Genomic DNA, 19,399 nt, shown 5'->3' with positions numbered 1-19,399 from the left:
TTTTCTAATTTTAAATCTATGCAAAAATTATCAGAAGCCGACTTGGTTATTAATCCAGATGGAAGCGTTTATCATTTGAATCTCTTGCCTGAAGATATAGCCGATACTATTATCACTGTGGGCGATTTGGATCGTGTACCAGAGGTCAGCAAATATTTCGATAAAATTGAGGTAAAGAAAGGCAAACGTGAGTTTATTACACATACAGGTTATTTAGGCAAAAAGCGTATTAGTGTAGTTTCTACCGGTATAGGTACAGACAATATTGATATTGTTTTTAATGAATTAGATGCTTTGGTAAATGTGGATTTTGAAACCCGTACCATTAAACCAACATTAAAATCATTAGATATCATCAGGATAGGAACTTCAGGTGCTGTTCAGGAAGACATACCGATGGGCACTATTCTGGCATCAACTTATGGTTTAGGTTTAGATGCTTTGATGCATTATTATGAACAAAATAACAGCGCAGAAGAAAAAAATCTATTGGCACGTATCAATAGCCATTTTAGTAAAATTGAAGGGATAAGCCCTTACCTTACTGCTGCCAGTAATAAGTTATTAGAAAACATAGCTCATGATATGGCAAAGGGAATTACGGTTACTGCACCAGGTTTTTACGCACCACAAGGCAGACAGGTTAGAGCAAAAAATGCAGTAAGCAATTTTATAGCACAGTTGAACAGTTTTAAATTCGAAAATAACCGTATTACCAACCTTGAAATGGAAACTGCAGGTATTTATGCCTTAGCCAAAACATTAGGGCACAATGCACTTTCTGTTAATGCTATTTTAGCCAGCAGGGTAAAGTTCGAATTCAGCAGCAATCCTAACCAGATTGTAGAAAAAGCAATTAAAACTGTTTTAGAGCGATTATAGTACCGTTAATAATGGGATTTGCACAAACACTCCGAAGTATTCTGCTGCCTGTAATAGATTTCTTTTACCCTCCTTTTAAAAGAGTAATGGATTTGCAAACTTTCAGGTATGCGGTTTGCGGAGGTAGTAATGCGTTATTGAACCTGGTTATTTTCTTTCTAGCCTACAATTTTATTTTTAAACAGGAATTTATTCATATTGCGGGCTTTGATATTACCCGTTACATCGCCGCATATATTGTGGCTTTATCCATTAGCTTTCCGATAGGCTTTATCCTCAATAAATTCATTGTATTTCAGCAATCTAATTTAGAAAGCCGTGTACAGCTTTTCAGGTACGGTTTTGTAACTGCAACCAGCATTTTATTCGATTATCTGCTATTACATTTATTGGTGGGCTATTTCCAGTTCTGGGCTACTCCTTCTCAGGCTTTCATCATTGTTATTTTATCTTTATACAGCTATTTATGTCAAACGTATTTTACGTTTAAAACCGTTAAGTAAGACTTTTGATAAAATTTGATATGGTACCTGTAGGATATCCTTTCTTACTGATCCAATTCATAAGTGCATCCATCCTTTCTTCCATCTTAACTCCAGAATTTCTGCTTACATAAAATGGGAAACCATATTTTTCTTTCTGTTGCAGATCTGTAAACTCCCATGGGTGAAAATAAATATTTACGTACCCATCTTTCTGATAAGATAAATGAAAGAGATGTTTATAATACCATAAAGGGAAATTGTGAAAAGACAACCAGAATAGAGGTATTCTGAATTTAGGACTTACCGTAGCTGGCAACTGCCATACCTTTCCCTGCTTAAAATAAGTGCGTGGAATATGCAGGTTATTGTACCTGCCGGGTAAATACGTAGGATTTAAGGAGCTATTGTATATATAACCCGCTTCCTCTATCTCCTCATCACTTACAGGCATCATTCTCGGCATCCTGAAACCTTCTACTTTCATTCCTGAAAGTTCTTCTAACACCTGCTTAGATTTTAACAGATCTGCATTCTCGAATTTAGAATGATAATAAGTATGTGAAGCCAGCTCGTGACCTTCATTTTTTATACGTTCTATAACTCCCGGAGCGTTTAAGGCAAAAACAGCCGTAGAGAAAAACGTAGCCTTAAGCTGGTACTTAGCCAATAGATCGAGTATAATTTCGCAACCTTTAATAGATATACTAATCTGGTCTTTAAATACGATATCCTTATTGTATTCAAAGGGCATATCGAATTCTTCGATATCAAAACTCAATAATACCATAGCTTATTTAATATTTGTAGATCGGATAATATAGGTTGGCCTGTTTTTGCTTTGCATAAACATTTTACCAATATAAATTCCCAATATACCCAAAATAATAAGTTGTAAACCTCCAAAAAAGGCAATAGTTACAATAAGTGAAGCCCAGCCACTTACATGTGTATGAAAGTAAGCGTAAATTGCATATGGCAGATACAACAAAGACAAACCCGATATAAGAAATCCAAGATATACAGCCATATGTAAAGGTTTTACACTTAAAGAAGTTACACCTTGCATAGCTAATTTACGCATTCTCTTAATGTTATATTTACTGGATCCGGCAAAGCGGGCATTTGGAATATAATCTAAGGCATATTGTTTGAAACCTAACCATTTTACCATTCCGCGTACAAACAAATCATTCTCTTTAAAATCTTTGAATACATTAATCACGCTTCTGTCCATTAATCTGAAATCGGCCGTTCCAGGCTCCAGTTCAACATCAGATAAGCTATTCATCAATTTATAAAACAAACGCGAGGTTTTTCTTTTCTTAAAAGGAAGGTTTTTATCTTCCTGTCTGCGGGTATAAACAACATCATAACCTTGCTCCCATTTTTCCAGCATTTCTACGAGTAAACGTGGTGGATGTTGCAAATCAGCATCCAAAGAAATTACACAATCTCCTCTTGCGCTATCTAAACCTGCTTTTAAAGCCGGTTGGTGTCCAAAATTCCGAGATAATTCTATATAAAAAACCCTGCTATCTTTCTGCGCAGCTTCTCTTACTAAGTCTAAAGTACGGTCGGCACAACCATCATCAACAATGATCAGTTCATAATCGTAATTCAACTTTTCAAAAACATCTTCTATATGATCGATAACCACTAAAATGTTTTCTTCTTCGTTATACGCCGGTATTACAACCGAAACCAGTTTATCCATGAATAAGGTTTTCTTGATTAAATTTCTTAAATAAAAGCTGATATATAATGACCAACCAGATGATTATACACGGCAATGCTTTTAATGAATAAGGTTGTACATAGGTTTCTCGTACAAATCTCGGAAATAAATCTGATGGAGAAAAACTGGTTAATAGTAAAGCAAAAATAAAAAGCGCTATATACCAACCAGAAACAGGTTTTTCCTGAACTAAAAACCACACAGCTACGCCAACAAAAGCAATAATGTAAGTAGGCGATTCTGACGAATTACTAAAAATAACAGCAAAAATTAATGTTGAAGCCAGATAAAGTAATCTAAAATTAAGGAACTTGTATTGGTTGATACGTAAGTAAGGCAAGCAAAATAATACAACACCTGCAACCAAAAATGGGAGATTAGAAATATGAACATTATCCGTTATGCGTCTCACCATCCCCATTACAGAAATATCCTGCATTGAAGTTAAACTCGCATTTAACTCCTGCTTTTCTGAAAGCGAAGTGTACCAGTCATGGTAGCATTGCAATATATATGATGGTCCGAAAAATAACATGGGTAATACAAAAAATATTACTGCGCAAATGATACAGCTTAAAACAAACTGCATTTTTTTACGCACAAAAAAGAAAAAAGCCAACCCTACAATTCCATATAACTTTACAAAAGTGCCCAACATAATCAGAAACGCAGCCCAAAAATTCTTTTGCTTCTCAATCATGGTAAAGGTTAGAACTATAATAGCTGCTATTGAAATGTTAAACTGGAAACTAAACAAAGCCGTCAGCATTTCGTGCGCAACAATCCAGTAAACTGCATTAACTCTACGGTAAGTAAGTGATAATTGACTTATAGCAAAATACAGAAACAAAACATTAGCCAATTGCCAGAACATGGTACCCAAATAATCGGGAAGTATGGCAAAAGGTGCTATCAAAACGGTAAAAAATGGTCCGTAATGATTGGTATCTAAATACTGTTGCGGATAGGCAATATATAAATTCAATTTATCCAAGGCATGCACATAAACATGCTTAAAAATTAGATAATTGTTATACGACCCCTTATGGTATTGCTTATAGCAAGCTATTAAGGCCAGTAATACCCAGATCAGCAATATAAATTTACGGTTATTAACCAGACTAAGCAGTCTGCTGGTTAAGTTTGTTTGGTTGGGTTTCAAAATAGTTGTTTGTGTTTTAAATCCGTTATGAAGTTATAACAATTTTGTATATGGTTGTCTGTTTATATGAGCTTTCTGGATATAAAACTGTATTTGGAAAATCAGGAATATTAACTGCATTTGGATGATGTTGTGTTTCTATACAAAAAGCATCAAATTCATGATAATCTTTATTATTCTTCCCATTTTTTACATCAAGGTACTTAGCCGTATATAAATGGGCAACTGGTTCTGTAGTATATATTTGCAATTTTAAACCACTATTTTTGCAACTGGTTTCACTTGCCAAAGTCAGATCACCATAATTTTTATCTAAAACATAGGTTTGATCATAACCTAAATTCTCGTCCCAGTTTTCAGAAAAATATTTTCCTCGCTTAAAATCATGCATGGTTCCTTCAACTGGCATCAAATTACCCGTAACTACATAATTACTATCCTGCTCCAGCCAGTTGGAAGCATACATTTGGTGAAAGTGATTTTTAACATCACTACCATCTGCACATAAATTAAAATAACTATGGTGGGTTAAATTTACCGGAGTAGCTTTATCAGTAAGAGCCTGATAATTTAAAATAAGCTCATTATCATCTGTAAGCCTGAATTCCAGTTGTACAATCAGATTACCGGGAAAACCTTCTTCTTCATCTTTGCTTTCATACTGAAAAGTTACTGCATTCTTTTCTTCATTTACAGATAGAATATCCCATATTTTTCTATCAAAACCCTCCTTTCCTCCATGCAGGGTATCATTTCCTTTATTCTGTGCTACCTGAAAGAATTGACCTTCAATCTCAAATTTTCCGCCTTTTATGCGATTGGCATAACGACCAATTATAGCGCCTAAATAAGGATAATTATTCAAATATTGCTGGTTGATATAGCCTTCAAAATCATCAAAGCCTAAAACAATATCCTGACTTTCTCCATATTTATTAGATACAATGAATTTATTAATAATCAGGCCATAATTAAATAATGTAACAGCTGTACCTTTAGCATTGGTTAATAGAACAGCCATAACATCTTTTCCATCGATTGTAAAGCCTGTTCTATATTGCTTTATTTCCATTAATTGTATCTTAGTAGATCAACCGTAAAAATACATTTTTAACATTACACCTGTTTCAAAAAATGATTAATGATTTTAAGAGAACATTTTTTAATATCTATCAACAGGAACCCGATGCCTGTTACTTTGCACCGGGAAGAGTAAACTTAATTGGCGAACATATTGACTATAATGGAGGCTGGGTTATGCCATGTGCAATCAATGCCGGAACATGGTTACTCGTTCGGTTCAATAATGAATCTCTGATACGATTACATAGCCATAATTTTTCTGAACATTTTACAGTTCCAGTTGGTAAAAATTATCCCAAAAAAGCGAATGAATGGTTTTATTATCCCTTAGGGGTAATTGAAGCCTTACAGCAAAAATTTAACTTAAACATAAGCGGATTAGATCTTTATTACTTTGGTAATATCCCTGTAGGTGCTGGTTTGTCTTCTTCTGCTTCAATAGAGGTTCTCACTGCTTATGGGATAAGTGATATTTTTAAATTGAATACCCTACCTTTAGATATAGTTAAACTTACACAACACGTAGAAAATCTATATATTGGTGTTCAGTCTGGCATAATGGACCAGTTTGCAGTTACCTACGGTCAAAAAAATAAAGCTATCCTGTTAAATTGTTCTTCTCTTCAACATCAGACAATTACCTGTAATTTGGGAGATTATAACCTGGCTGTTATCAATACCAATAAAACCAGAAAACTGGAAGATTCAAAATATAACGAACGGGTACAGGAATGTAATTCAGTTCTTAAAATCCTGCAAAGCCAAATCAATATTCAATATCTTTGCGACATCAACCCTACAGAATGGCTCCAATATCAGTATTTGGTTGAAGACAAAACTTTATTGAAAAGAGCCACTCACGTAATTACGGAAAATGAAAGAGTTAAAAATGCAGTAGTTGCGTTAAAAGAAGGAGATTTAGATTATTTTGGAAAATTGATGTTCCAATCGCATTTATCTCTGAAAGATGATTACGAAGTTACAGGAGTTGAACTGGACACTATTATTGATTTTTGCACCGATCATCCTGATGTAATTGGCGCACGTATGACCGGAGCAGGGTTTGGAGGTTGTGCTATAGCACTATTAAAAAAAGGAAAAGAAAAAGACTTTACAAAAGAACTCAATAGTTTTTATAAAGAAAAAATAGGTTATCATCCAGATGTTTATATACAGGAAATTGGAGATGGCCCTACAAAGATATTTTAAATGCGCATGAAGAAATTAAAATTAGACGAGCTTAACAGGGTTGATATAGAAGAATTTAAAAAACAGGATAAACTCCCCATAGTTGTTATTCTGGACAATGTACGCAGTATGCACAATGTAGGTTCTGTATTTAGAACTGCCGATGGTTTTGCACTAGAAAAGGTAATTTTATGCGGTATTACGGCTCAACCACCTCATAGAGAAATTGAAAAAACCGCATTAGGTGCTACACAATCTATGGATTGGCAACATTATGACAATACATTAGATGCGGTTAACGATCTACGTAAAGATGGTTATGAAATTATAGCCATTGAGCAAGCCCAAAATAGCATAATGCTTAATGCTTTTAGACCAGATCATACCCAGAAATATGCCTTAATATTTGGCAACGAAGTAAATGGCGTAGCTGATGAAGTAATGAAACACATTGATCAATGCATAGAAATTCCTCAATTTGGAACCAAGCATTCTTTTAATATCGTAATATCAACAGGAATTGTATTATGGGACTTTTTCGCGAAAATAAAATTATAAGTAAATGGAAAACAAACTTCTAAAAAAATTACAGATTAAACCAGGATATTGTGTTTCTATTATTAATGAGCAACATTCTGTAAACTTTGGAGTGGTACCAACAGATGTAAGTTTTAACAACCAATTTATTTCATCAGCAGACGCTTTCTTTATTTTTGCCACAAACCGCAAAGAGCTTTATCAGCAATTGGAAAAAGTTGCTCCTTCTATTAATGAAAAGACCATTTGTTGGCTAATCTATCCTAAAAGCAAAAGCGGTATTGCCACAGATTTGAATTTAATGCAAAACTGGGAAGGTCTAAAAAATTATAAAGTTGAACCCTGTGCGTCTGCTGCCATTGACGAAACCTGGACTGCATTACGCGTACGAAAAGAAGGACAAAGTAAAAAATCGGGTTTAGCAAACGAGGACATCCAAAAAAGTGAATATGGCGATTATATTGATGTTACCAGTAAAACCGTAAGGTTACCTCCTTACCTCTTGGAGGCTTTAACAACACATCCTACAGCTTTGTCATTTTTTGAAAGCTTATCTTATAGCAACAAAAAAGAATATGTACTTTGGATTTTAAGTGCCAAGCAGGAAAAAACAAGAGATGAAAGAATAGGAAAAACTGTAGAAAAACTACTTTCTGGAAAAAAAAATCCTAGTGAAAAATAACCAATAAGCTGCTTCATAGAAGCAGCTTATTTAATTTCTACCCTAAGCCTGTTTCACAGCTGTATAACCAGCCAGGAGGGCAAAAACTTTGAGCATCAGCTGGAGTAGTGCAACACATATAAGGATAATTGAAGCCTTGTTCATAATCCTGAGATACACATACTATAAATCCTTTCCCTTGCAATTTACAAAAATCAGGATTAGGATCTCCAGGCTCTTCAGAACCTCCTCCTATTACTTTTTTCATCTCAGCTCTACTGAGTAAGTTGTTTTTTTTCATAGTATGAACATATTTTAACTATTGATTTATCTGTTTTTTTCAAATAGATAAAGGCTGATTCTGATTAAGCAGCTCATGATAAACTTATTATTCTATAGGAGGTATATCTGGCATTACACAGCCATATATCCATCCTGAAGGACAAAAGCTCTGTGCTTGTGCTAAAGAAGTACAGCACATATCAGGATAATCATAAGATGGACCATTTGGTGATACGCATGAGATGTACCCTTTTCCATCTTTTTCACAGGAACTATTTCCTGGGTCACCAGGTTCGGCAGAACCACCACCCATTACTTTCTTCATCTCAGCTCGACTGAGTAAGTTCATTTTTTTCATAACTTTGGATTTAAGTTTAATTGATTTAGACTTTGTAAACCTTCACGCAGGTTTACTTGAGCGGCAATAGTTTACGCCATTGCTCGTTTCGGGGTAGTACGCTTGCAATCGGCTACCCCTTTTCGTATATACAAAATCTTATCCTCCGCTATTTAGCATTTTAGTTATATTCCTTGTAAATCTTTGTAATAGAGAGCTTTTCTGCGTAATTATTTCTGCATCAGCCATCATTCCTGGTTTTAGAATTACCGGCCTGGATGTATTCTTTTGTTCAAATTTATTAAAGTCTATTTTTGCAATGAAAACACTATCTTTCAAAGCTGCATCTGTTATGAAACTTACTTTTCCATGTATCATGCCATACTCCTCAAACGGATAGCTCCTCAACTTTATTAAAGCCTCCTGACCAACATTAATTTTACCCATGTTAAACTGTGGAATTTGAACTTCTCCAAAAAAACCTGCATTGCCAGGATTTACAACAAACATCTCTTGTTTAGCCGTAATGTTTTGGTTCTCCTGTAAAATACCCGCATAGCTGATTTTACCAGATATTGGGGTAGAAACCACATACTGTAACAACCAGTCGTTAGTTTGGTTGATCATACTATTTAACGCTTGCAAAAACTTTGATTGCTGTTCTTTTATTGTATATTCTAACGCAACCAATTCTTTTTGTTTAGCTAAAACATTTGATTTATTATTTAATAAAGAGGTTGTGGTTTGTTGTAAAGGATATTTACTGGCCAGATACTTATTTTCCTGTTGCCTGTACTCACTTTCTGAAATTACATTTTTGCTTCTTAATTTTCTGTAAGCTTCATATTCTGTCTGAGCATTTGCAAATTCCATTTCCTGTACCTTTTTTTGTTCCTTTATCTGTTCTTCCAACCTTTTCAAGTCAAGCAGATCTCTTTGTAGGTAAGATTTTTGTGATTGGTACAATCCTCCTTTTTGCGTATTAACATATTGCAGATATTCCTGATAAAACACCTGATAGGATGGCTGTAATTCACCTAAAATTAATTGATTATCAAATATCCCAGCCTGAATCTGAGCAGAATCTCCATTTAGAGATTTGTTTAGCCAGTTTAATTTATTGGATAACCTGATTACATCTTCATGATTTGCTGTGCTTTCAATAAAAGCCAAAGGAGTTTTTGCTTCTACCACAGCTCCGTCATTAACTAAAAGTTTAACCAGTTTGCCACTTTGCATAGCTAGAAGGCCTTTAGGAGAATTAACAGAGTTTACTTTTAAAGGCATTTTAACTACATCCGGATATTGAATAAATGCAGATAATAGAATAATAGCCAGCAATAGAAACAAAATCAGCATTATACCTCTTCGCAAAATCCATGAAGGTATTGCTGTAATAATCTCTGTGATTTCATCACTGTTATGATTAATTTGATTTTCAGATTGTACAGGCATCGTTTTTTATTAATTTCCCAATTCTAATTGATTTTTGACCAAATGAAAATATGCTCCCTTCTGCTCTGTAAGCTCGGTATGATTTCCTTCTTCTATAATTTGACCCTTATCTAATACGATAATATGATCAGCATTTTTAACTGTGCTTAAACGATGTGCAACCACTACCACCGTTCTACCTTTAAAAAACGACTCCAGATTTTCCATAATTACCCGTTCATTATTCGCATCTAAAGCATTGGTTGCTTCATCGAAAAAGATATAAGACGGATCTTTATAAACCGCTCTAGCTATTAAAATACGTTGTTTTTGACCCTGACTTATGCCATTACCTTCAGCCCCTATTTTAGTGTTAAGTCCTAAAGGAAGGCTATCTATTAAATCGGTAATATTAGCTACTTTGATAGCATGTTGTAATTTAGATATATCAGGATAATCATCAGCTACTGCTATATTTTTAGCAATCGTATCTGAAAAAATAAAACCGTCTTGCATAACCACTCCACATTGGTTGCGCCAGAAGCCAAAACCTAGCTGCTCCAAATAAGTTGCACCTATTTTAATATCGCCTTTTTGTGGCAGATAAAACCGAAGCAATAATTTTAAAATGGTTGTTTTACCACTACCACTCATTCCAACTATAGCAGTGGTTTTACCTTCCGCAATATTTAGATCGATCCCTTTTAATACCGGTTCATTACCCGCGCCGGGATAGGTAAAATGTAAATTGTTAAGATAAATTCCTTTTTGTGAGGGCAATTCATGTAGAAAATTCCTTCCCACTGGTTCTTCATCCTCCAGTTCATGAATTTCGTTTAAACGCTCTAAACTTATTTTAGCATCCTGCAATTGTTGAATAAATCCCAATAATTGTTCTATAGGACTATTTACCTGCCCCACAATATATTGTATAGCCATCATTCCCCCCAAAGTAAGCTGGCCATCTATTACCGACTTTGCCACTAAAAAAGTAATCAGTATATTTTTTCCTTCATTGATAAAAAAGGCTCCGGCCTGCTGTATTTGCCCAAGAGAAAGGCTTTTTACACTAAATCTGAATAAACCTGCCTGTAAGTGTTCCCACTCCCATCTTTTTTGCCTTTCACAGTTATTCAGTTTAATTTCCTGCATTCCCCCTATTAGCTGCACAATACTGCTCTGATTTTTCGATGAGATATCAAATCTTTTAAAATCCAGCTTTCTTCTCCTTTTTAAAAAGGCAATTACCCATAATGTATATAATACACTGCTAATCAGAAAAATAAAAAATATATTAACATTATAATAAGCCAATACAAACGTAAAAACTACCAGATTAAATACCGAAAAAATAGTGTTTAGCGTAGATCCCGTAAGAAAGCTTTCGATACGTTTCTGATCATTCATACGTTGCATGATATCACCAGTCATTTTGGTATCAAAAAAACTCATGGGCAGCTTCATAAGTTTAATTAAGAAATCTGTTAAAATTGAGATATTAACCCTTGTACTGATATGCAATAATATCCATGACCGTATAAAGTCTACACTCATACGCCCTAAAAACAACATGGTTTGAGCAATAAGTATTATATAGATAAAGTTAAGATTACGGGTATTGATACCAATATCAACTACTGATTGAGTTAAAAACGGCACAATTAACTGCAATAAACTTCCAATGCCAAGCCCTACAAACAACTGTATAACAAGCTGCTTGTATTTATATAAATAACGTAATAAGAAACTAAAATCAAGCGCTTCTTTTTTATCTCCTTCCTGTTCATAGAATTGAGGACTTGGAGATAGCATTAACGCTATTCCCTGGCTACTACCATTATTATGTACGCTAATCCAGCTGTTATAAAATTCATTTTTGGTGTATTTGATCAATCCTTTTCCAGGATCTGCGATATAATATATATCTTTTTTAATAGCATAAAGTATTACAAAATGATTTTGATTCCAGTGTATAATACAGGGTAAATCTATTTCTTTAAGTTGATTTAAAGTAAGTTTTGCTCCTTGTGATCTAAACCCTATCTTTTCTGCTGCTTCACTAATTCCCAGCATAGAAACCCCTTCACGGTTAATGCCACTCAGGTCACGTATGCGTTGCAGCCTGATGTTTTTGCCATAATATTTAGCTATCATGCGCAGACAGGTAGGGCCGCAATCCATTTGATCAGGTTGTTTATAAAAAGGAAAAGCCTTCAAGTTAAATTAGTTTTATGTTTGGTCTTATTAGCCTAAATATATGGCTTTTTTATGTTTATCCTTGGTCCAGAATAAGTTTTCTATTGTGCTTATAAATTTAAGCTTTAATTATAGATTTTCACGCAGATTAGTAGTGTTAAACCAAACTGTATGCAAAAAATTCTTGTATTGAGTCTAATAAACTAAATATTTTATATCCTCCAATTGATAAGGCTCAGGAAGTTTATAGCCATTTACTAAAATGGTAGGCGTATATTTAATTTCAGCCATATCACACCACTCTTTTTGTTTTGCAGTAACCTCCGCCATTTCTTCTGCTATTACAATAGGGTATCGCTTTGCCCAGTCTTCATATTTTTTCTGACTTTGAGCATACCAGTCATTTAACGCATTGGCTAATAGCACTTCATCTTTGGTTTGGCTTAATGCTGATACATGTCTTGATACTTTGGTGCGCTGGTCATCATCATGATCTGCAGTAGTAAAAATTACTTTCAACTGAACATCACTCCTGGTCGCTAGCCAGTTATCTAAAAAAGCGTGAGCTTTAGCACATGGTCCGCAAAAAGGATTACTAACCATAGTAATAATGGTTTCTGCTTTAGGATTTCCCAAAACAACAGGCATTAAATTATCAGGAACAGCATATTTTGCCTGATTAGTTAAAGCGTGATTAAACAACTGTTGATCGTATTTGAATTTTTTGAGTTGTTGTTTTAGTGGATTATATTCGGCACTTTTTGTCAGCTGGGGTTTTAATAAGAACCACGCCATTACAGGAATAATAAAACTTAGAAAAAGCTGCACAAAAGTGAGTATGCTAAAGCTATGAATGATATATTGCTCTTTACCAAAACGAATACCTGCAATAAACTCTATCCATAACAACACCTGAACTGAACAGCACAGAGTACACCAATTATTTTGTCTGTACTGATACCCTATTGACCATAAAGTATAAGGTAAGCTTAGTAAATTAAGCCACAATAAGTACGGCATTAACGAAGGATTAAAATATAAGGCCAAGAACGAACCCATAAAATAAAAGAACCCTACTTCACTCCAGCTCAACCATTCGTTTATCTTGGCTGCATCAGATTTTAGTATTGCATTACAATTATTTTTACTACCCAAACCGCAAAGATTTCTAACAAATGGATTATTTGCATCAATACTATGTGTAAGCAATAAAACGCATATGCCAACTCCTAATAGCTTTACCAATAACAGGATATAATACCCTGGAACTGAGCTTTGTAAATTTAATCCAAGAAATAAGGTAGATAAGAGCGTTAAGATGAACAGGGGTTTACCAAGCGTTTTTAAATTAGCGAGAAGTTGTTTTTCATAGTATCTTGTTTCATAACTATTAGGAGTTACTGTGGCATATAAGGCAATTCCAGACCATTGCTGTATAAAATCCTTTTCAGGTATAATTGATTTTTTAGATTTTTCATCACTGAATGTTACTTTCCCATCCTTAATCTCATGTATCAACATAAATGCTCCCCCTTTGCTATTAATGTGAGCAATAAAAGGAAAGAATAAATCTTCTACTTTATATTCTTCTTTTTTGATTTGATAAGCTTCATTCTGAATATGATACTCATTTAAAACATCACTAATAGCTAATAAACTGGGATATTCAGGATGGTCGTATAAAGCTCTCTTTAAAGAATCATAGCTGATCTTGGCATCTAGATTCTTTAGAAGAAGTTGCGTTACCGCCAAAGCATTTTCTTTAGGACGTAGTAACATAAATTTAAGTTTGGTTAGTTGATATAACCTAAACTATAAATTAAGTCATGACAAACAAAGATTTGTGATTTTTTTTCACATTTTTGGTTTTTTCAATATATTTAATATATTAAATCATCTAAATTAACTCATCATGGATATAGGAAAAACGCTAAGAATATTCAGAAATATCAAGAAAGTTTCTCAAAGTAATGTAGCTAAAGCTCTTAACATGGAACGTTCAACTTATGCAAAACTTGAGCAGAACTTAACGATGTTACGAATGGATGTGGCGCAACAGATTGCAGAATTCTATGGGATGGAATTGTATTACTTTGCCCGCTGCTTAGAATATGAACGCTTTATTTCTGATCCTACAACCTCACGATTAATCCTCATAAGAAAAGATCAGGAAGAAAAAGAGTTGAAAATTATTTAGATTCTCAACTCTCCCTATTATATCTTAAAAATTCTTAGTAATCTGCTCATCTAAAGGTTTTACAGCAGATCGGTATCTGTGAATAAGCTGCCCTTTTTCATCTATTAAGAATTTTTCAAAATTCCATTTAATATCTCCCGTAAAATCAGGATTAGACTGGGTAGTTAAGTATTGAAACAAAGGAGAAATACTTTCGCCTTTCACCTCGCCTTTTTCTGCTATTAAGAACGTAGTGTTATACTTTCCTGTACAAAACTCTTTAATTTCTGCATTAGTACCTAACTCCTGACCTCCAAAATCAGCAGATGGGAAACCGATCAGTACCACCTTATTACCATATTGTTTATGCAGTTTCTCAAGATCTTCATATTGTGGAGTGTAACCACATTTAGAAGCCGTATTTACAATCAATATCTTTTTCCCTTTAAACTTTGAAAGTTTAACTTCTTTTCCATCCAATGTTTTGAAAGAGAAGTCATAAATACTTTTAGGTGGATTAGGATTAAGCATTAATCCTAATAAGATTAACAATGTGTTTATCATGATGCATCTTTTTAATTACATATAAAGATAAACGTTTTATATGTTTTTTAGTTCATCATTTTTTTTACAAAAAAAGGATTGTAATTGAATACTGAATATCAATACCTTATACAAAAGTTGGTTTTTCTTTAAATCGAGGCCACACTCTTTACTTACACAGTAACAAAGCTTTCCTTATTTTAGCTTCGAAATGCTAAGTGTAAAAAATTTAGAACTGTTATTAGACAGGTCAACAGACGATACGGGAGACCAAAATGTTATTTGCTCAATAACAGATTTAAAAGGTATCATTACTTATGTCAATAAAAAATTCTGCGAAATATCCGGCTATCATGAAGATGAGCTGATCGGTTCTAATCACAATATTATTAATTCGTCCTATCACAGCCGCGATTTTTTTAAGCATATGTGGCGTACCATTGGAAATGGTAAAATGTGGCAGGGCGAAGTAAGAAATAAAAGCAAAGATGGTACTTATTACTGGGTAGATACCATTATCATTCCTATTATTAATGATAATGGAAAAACTCATCACTACTTTTCTATTAGAACGCTCATTAATGAAAAGAAAGAAGCTGAGGCTAAAAAAGAAAGACAGGCAGAAGAATTAAGTATGTTGTTACATCAGGTATCTCATCAATTAAGGCAACCCATTACACAAATATTAAGTATTACCAATTTATTATACGAGAAACCAACCAGCAAAGAAGATTTTAAAAAATTAATAGCTTACTTGAAATCCTCAGCCAATCTCTTAGATAATTACAGCAAAATCTTAACCCGGGATTTAGAGCTTATAAAAAATAATTATAACTAATTAGTTTATATATTTGAAGTAATGACTGTTCAAAAGCCATTTTTTAAATATATCTGCATACTTGCTTTAGCAGTTGCTATGCTTTTATCATGTAACAAACATGAAAATGCACCGGCTTTAGATATGGGTTTACAGTACTATCCTTTAAAGGAAAATAGTGTAAGTATTTATGATGTAGACTCAACGGTGTATAATGACTTTAACAACTCAACCACTAAATACCAGTTTTTAATAAAAGATACGGTTACCAATAAATATATTGATGCTACTGGGAATACGGCTTATCGAATTGAACGGTATAAAAAATCGGGAACTGCAGACTGGTCTTTCCAAAAAGTTATTTCCCGTAAAGTAACGAGCAACAGGGCTGAAGAATTTTTAGATAACCGCAGATATATAAGGCTAGTCTTCCCTCCTGTTTTAAATTTAAAATGGAATGGAAATCTATACAACGACTTAGAGCGTTGGGATTACACTATTACGCTATTAAACGAAAAACAATCTGTTAATACTTTAAATTTTGACCATACCCTTACCGTTGAACAAATTAACGAGGTAAACTTTATACGTGAAGATGTTTATATAGAAAAATATGCTAAAGAAGTAGGTTTAATCTCCAAAGAGGTTAGAGCAATAGATAAAGATATTTCTTCAGGTAAAATAAAAAGGGGTTTTATTTACAAAATGCAATTAAATTCCTATAAATAACTTTTTTCAGCAAAAATGCAGGTTCAGTTTTTGAATTTGGTCTATTTTATCCTTTATTTGCAGAAAAAGTTCTTGAATGGCAAAAAATTTACTAATAGTTGAGTCTCCGGCAAAAGCCAAAACCATAGAAGGTTATTTAGGTAAAGATTTCTTAGTTAAATCGAGCTATGGCCATATACGTGATTTGGTTAAAGATGACATGGGGATTGATATTGATAATAATTTTGCCCAAACCTATGAAGTTCCGGCCGATAAAAGACAAGTAGTTGCCGAACTTAAGAAATTAGCTAAAACTGCCGAAACAGTTTGGTTAGCATCCGATGAGGACCGTGAAGGAGAAGCCATTTCATGGCACTTGTTCGAAACCCTCGGCCTAAAAGAACAAAATACAAAACGTATTGTATTTCATGAGATTACCAAACCGGCTATACTCAAAGCGATAGAAACACCCCGTAATATAGACTATAATTTAGTTTATGCACAACAAGCACGCAGGGTATTAGACCGTTTAGTAGGTTTTGAGCTTTCTCCTGTACTATGGAAAAAAGTAAAACCTTCTTTATCTGCCGGTCGGGTACAATCTGTTGCCGTACGTTTAATTGTAGACAGAGAACGCGAAATTAATCACTTCAGCTCTACTGCCGATTTTAAAGTAACTGCACAGTTCAGTACTGAAAAAGGTAAAGAGTTAATAAAAGCTGAATTGCCACAGCGTTTCAGCAAAGCTGAAGATGCAGAAAAATTCCTCAACGATTGTATAAATGCAACCTTTAATGTTAACAGCCTTGAAGTAAAACCAGCAAAACGCAATCCTGCTGCTCCATTTACTACTTCAACCTTACAACAGGAAGCATCGAGAAAATTAGGTTTTTCGGTAGCACGTACCATGCAAATTGCTCAGCGTTTGTATGAAAATGGTAAGATTACTTATATGCGTACCGATTCCGTAAACTTATCAGAAACGGCAATTGCAGCAGCAGCAGCAGAAATCAAGTCTGCATATGGTGAAAAATACCACCAGCCACGTGTATATAAAACCAAAACGGCAGGTGCACAAGAAGCTCACGAAGCTATTCGTCCTACTTATTTTGACCAGCATACCATTAATGGCGATAATACTGAAAAACGACTTTATGAACTCATTTGGAAACGGGCAATTGCCTCTCAAATGAGCGAAGCTATTTTTGAAAAAACAAGCGTACATATAGGCGTAAATACACGAAAAGAAGAATTTCTGGCAGAAGGAGAAGTTTTAAAATTTGAAGGTTTCCTTAAAGTTTACCTGGAATCTACTGATGACGAGGATGACGATAATGAAAACAACAATCTTTTACCTCCATTAGCTAAAAATCAAGCTCTAACTTTAAATGAGATGGCAGCTACCGAGCGCTTCTCTCGTCCGCCGGCGCGATATACAGAGGCCAGTTTAGTAAAAAAACTAGAAGAACTGGGCATTGGCCGTCCATCAACCTACGCTCCTACCATATCTACTATTCAAAATCGTGGGTATGTAGTTAAGGAAGACAGAGATGGTAAAAAAAGAGATTATACTGCATTTATTTTAAATAAGAATCAGGTTACCAAATACAAAAAATCTGAAATCACAGGTGCAGAAAAAGCCAAATTATTCCCTACAGATATAGGTGAAGTTGTAAACGATTTCCTTGTAGAACACTTTAAAGGAATTGTTGATTTTAACTTTACCGCTAAGGTTGAGAAACAATTTGATGAAATAGCTCAAGGATTACAGAACTGGACTAAGATGCTACATGCTTTTTATGGTCCTTTTCACGATGAAGTTGAAAATACCATTGAAAACGCTGACAGGGCTACCGGCGAACGTTTATTAGGTACAGATCCAGAAACTGGTAAAAATGTATATACCAAGGTAGGTCGTTTTGGACCTTTGGTACAAATTGGCGAGGTAAGCGACAATGAGAACGATAAGCCTCGTTATGCAAGTTTAACCAAAACACAATCAATTGGTACCATTACGCTTGAAGAAGCTTTAGACCTATTTAAGCTCCCTTTTCAGCTTGAAGATTATCAGGGAAAAGAAGTATCAGTAGGCATTGGAAGATTTGGGCCTTATGTAAAATGGGGCGATACCTTTATTTCGGCTCCAAAAAATATTGATCCCTTAAGCATTGATAATGAAAAAGCAATGGCTATTATCAATGAAAAAATTGATGCTGATGCGCCTATAGCCTCTTATCAAAATATGCCTGTAACAAAAGGCACTGGTCGCTTCGGACCTTTCATTAAATGGAATGATTTGTTTATCAATGTGCCTAAAGCATATAATTTCAATAATCTTTCTCAAAACGATATCGAAGAGCTGATCAGCAAGAAAATTGAAAAAGAGAGCAACCGATTCATCCAACAATGGCCTGTGGATAAAATTGCATTAGAAAATGGCCGTTGGGGACCTTTTATCCGTTTTGGTAAGGAAATGCTAAAACTGGGAAACAACCCTGCTACCAAACAGAAATTCACTGCTGAAGAACTGGCATCCATTTCATTAGAAGAAGTAAAAAAACTTATTGTTGCGCAAAAACCTGATGCTTTTGAAACGAAAAAGAAAGCAACAGCTAAAAAAACTACTGCAAAGAAAAAGTAAATAAATCGTCATGCTGAACTTGTATCAGCATGACGAATAATGACAAAATGAAAAAAGATTTACCTGAAAATATTGTTGAAGACGTTGCCATAGCCATTGTATTAATGGAAGAAAGTCCTGAAGTAAAAAATTGGACTGTTTATCTCCTTAATTTGAAAAATGAGCCTATAACTAATGTTTTGATTAGTTCTAAAGGATATGGAGAAAAAGATGGAAAACAGGTAAAAACCTCTACCCTACGCCATTTTATTGGAGATGTGAATGCTAAAAGCTATGCTGGTATTGAAGCCATCGACACTGCTGTTTTTGGACTAACAAACGAATACTGGTTAAGCTATTACATTAATGGTACTATCTACGACAAAAAATTTATCTTTTTACCAGAAAGCATAGTCGATACTAATTTAATCCGCATTCCGCTGATCAATAAACCAGGCGTAATGATTAAGTAAAAGCGAAAAAACCTCCTGATTTTCACTCTCATAACACCCATTCAGTTCTTATCTAAGAAGCTACAGAATTCAACCAGATT

The 19,399-nt window shown here is 34.4% G+C and carries 20 protein-coding genes; 10 read left to right on the top strand and 10 right to left on the bottom strand.

Translation table 11 applies throughout. The annotated features are described in order from the left end of the window. The first annotated feature begins 18 nt into the window (after positions 1-18). The gene (locus MMF97_RS11000) at positions 19-882 is read left to right on the top strand and encodes a nucleoside phosphorylase (protein ID WP_243362358.1); all 864 of its coding nucleotides are present in this window, start codon (positions 19-21) and stop codon (positions 880-882) included. An 11-nt stretch (positions 883-893) separates the two neighbouring features. Then, positions 894-1,385: a GtrA family protein gene (locus MMF97_RS10995; protein WP_243362357.1), complete on the top strand. Its 492-nt coding sequence runs from the start codon at positions 894-896 to the stop codon at positions 1,383-1,385. Here MMF97_RS10995 and MMF97_RS10990 read toward each other — a convergent pair. From MMF97_RS10990 to MMF97_RS10975, 4 genes are read right to left on the bottom strand one after another with little or no spacing between them, the layout of a single operon-like run. Further along, positions 1,378-2,154 carry a polysaccharide deacetylase family protein gene (locus MMF97_RS10990; RefSeq protein WP_243362356.1) on the bottom strand — a complete coding sequence of 259 codons (777 nt, stop codon included), beginning with the start codon at positions 2,152-2,154 and terminating at the stop codon, positions 1,378-1,380. The genes MMF97_RS10995 and MMF97_RS10990 overlap by 8 nt on opposite strands. Positions 2,155-2,157: 3 nt before the next feature. Continuing rightward, positions 2,158-3,081 (bottom strand): glycosyltransferase family 2 protein, encoded by a 924-nt coding sequence (locus tag MMF97_RS10985; RefSeq protein WP_243362355.1) that lies wholly within the window; start codon positions 3,079-3,081, stop codon positions 2,158-2,160. Beyond that, entirely contained in the window at positions 3,074-4,264 is a 1,191-nt protein-coding gene (locus MMF97_RS10980; RefSeq protein ID WP_243362354.1) for a glycosyltransferase family 87 protein, read from the bottom strand. The genes MMF97_RS10985 and MMF97_RS10980 overlap by 8 nt, the downstream gene beginning before the upstream one ends. Before the next feature lie 25 nt (positions 4,265-4,289). Next, positions 4,290-5,336 (bottom strand): aldose epimerase family protein, encoded by a 1,047-nt coding sequence (locus tag MMF97_RS10975; RefSeq protein WP_243362353.1) that lies wholly within the window; start codon positions 5,334-5,336, stop codon positions 4,290-4,292. 62 nt (positions 5,337-5,398) lie between these two features. Here MMF97_RS10975 and MMF97_RS10970 point away from each other — a divergent pair, with 62 nt between their 5' ends. The 3 genes from MMF97_RS10970 to MMF97_RS10960 are packed head-to-tail and all read left to right on the top strand — an operon-like array spanning position 5,399 to position 7,754. Continuing rightward, positions 5,399-6,556 carry a galactokinase gene (locus tag MMF97_RS10970; protein WP_243362351.1) on the top strand — a complete coding sequence of 386 codons (1,158 nt, stop codon included), beginning with the start codon at positions 5,399-5,401 and terminating at the stop codon, positions 6,554-6,556. Between the two features lie 6 nt (positions 6,557-6,562). Continuing rightward, complete coding sequence (locus MMF97_RS10965) at positions 6,563-7,093, top strand: RNA methyltransferase (RefSeq protein ID WP_243362348.1); 531 nt, start codon at positions 6,563-6,565, stop codon at positions 7,091-7,093. Between the two features lie 4 nt (positions 7,094-7,097). Next, positions 7,098-7,754 carry a YdeI/OmpD-associated family protein gene (locus tag MMF97_RS10960; RefSeq protein WP_243362346.1) on the top strand — a complete coding sequence of 219 codons (657 nt, stop codon included), beginning with the start codon at positions 7,098-7,100 and terminating at the stop codon, positions 7,752-7,754. A 37-nt stretch (positions 7,755-7,791) separates the two neighbouring features. Here the strand turns inward: MMF97_RS10960 and MMF97_RS10955 are convergent, their stop codons facing one another. The 5 genes from MMF97_RS10955 to MMF97_RS10935 form a co-directional block, all read right to left on the bottom strand. After that, a complete protein-coding gene (locus MMF97_RS10955) occupies positions 7,792-8,001 on the bottom strand; it encodes a hypothetical protein (RefSeq protein WP_243362344.1) in 210 nt (69 codons plus the stop codon). Between the two features lie 120 nt (positions 8,002-8,121). Further along, entirely contained in the window at positions 8,122-8,364 is a 243-nt protein-coding gene (locus MMF97_RS10950) for a hypothetical protein (protein ID WP_243362342.1), read from the bottom strand. Between the two features lie 147 nt (positions 8,365-8,511). Beyond that, positions 8,512-9,807, bottom strand: a complete 1,296-nt coding sequence (locus MMF97_RS10945) for an HlyD family efflux transporter periplasmic adaptor subunit (protein ID WP_243362341.1) — start codon at positions 9,805-9,807, stop codon at positions 8,512-8,514. Between the two features lie 9 nt (positions 9,808-9,816). Further along, a complete protein-coding gene (locus tag MMF97_RS10940) occupies positions 9,817-12,003 on the bottom strand; it encodes a peptidase domain-containing ABC transporter (protein ID WP_262916122.1) in 2,187 nt (728 codons plus the stop codon). A 174-nt stretch (positions 12,004-12,177) separates the two neighbouring features. After that, positions 12,178-13,761, bottom strand: coding sequence for a cysteine peptidase family C39 domain-containing protein (locus MMF97_RS10935; protein ID WP_243362338.1), 1,584 nt, complete (start codon positions 13,759-13,761; stop codon positions 12,178-12,180). Positions 13,762-13,894: 133 nt separating this feature from the next. Here MMF97_RS10935 and MMF97_RS10930 point away from each other — a divergent pair, with 133 nt between their 5' ends. Continuing rightward, positions 13,895-14,179: a helix-turn-helix domain-containing protein gene (locus MMF97_RS10930; protein ID WP_243362337.1), complete on the top strand. Its 285-nt coding sequence runs from the start codon at positions 13,895-13,897 to the stop codon at positions 14,177-14,179. A gap of 24 nt (positions 14,180-14,203) precedes the next feature. On the opposite strand, the gene MMF97_RS10925 is transcribed toward MMF97_RS10930, so the two are convergent. Continuing rightward, positions 14,204-14,722 carry a glutathione peroxidase gene (locus tag MMF97_RS10925; RefSeq protein ID WP_243362336.1) on the bottom strand — a complete coding sequence of 173 codons (519 nt, stop codon included), beginning with the start codon at positions 14,720-14,722 and terminating at the stop codon, positions 14,204-14,206. 190 nt (positions 14,723-14,912) lie between these two features. On the opposite strand from MMF97_RS10925, the gene MMF97_RS10920 reads away from it, so the two are divergent. The 4 genes from MMF97_RS10920 to MMF97_RS10905 all read left to right on the top strand — a co-directional run bounded on the left by MMF97_RS10920 (position 14,913) and on the right by MMF97_RS10905 (position 19,319). Beyond that, positions 14,913-15,539 (top strand): PAS domain-containing protein, encoded by a 627-nt coding sequence (locus tag MMF97_RS10920; protein ID WP_243362335.1) that lies wholly within the window; start codon positions 14,913-14,915, stop codon positions 15,537-15,539. 21 nt (positions 15,540-15,560) lie between these two features. Beyond that, the gene (locus tag MMF97_RS10915; protein WP_243362334.1) at positions 15,561-16,247 is read left to right on the top strand and encodes a hypothetical protein; all 687 of its coding nucleotides are present in this window, start codon (positions 15,561-15,563) and stop codon (positions 16,245-16,247) included. Positions 16,248-16,323: 76 nt separating this feature from the next. Continuing rightward, on the top strand, positions 16,324-18,867 hold the full coding sequence (gene topA, locus MMF97_RS10910; protein ID WP_243362333.1) for a type I DNA topoisomerase: 2,544 nt from the start codon (positions 16,324-16,326) through the stop codon (positions 18,865-18,867). Between the two features lie 47 nt (positions 18,868-18,914). Further along, positions 18,915-19,319 (top strand): hypothetical protein, encoded by a 405-nt coding sequence (locus MMF97_RS10905; RefSeq protein WP_243363305.1) that lies wholly within the window; start codon positions 18,915-18,917, stop codon positions 19,317-19,319. The last annotated feature ends 80 nt before the right edge of the window (positions 19,320-19,399 follow it).

The organism is Pedobacter montanisoli (assembly GCF_022809115.1).
Classification (GTDB): Bacteria; Bacteroidota; Bacteroidia; order Sphingobacteriales; family Sphingobacteriaceae; genus Pedobacter; species Pedobacter montanisoli.
This window is presented reverse-complemented; position numbering and strand designations above follow the sequence as displayed.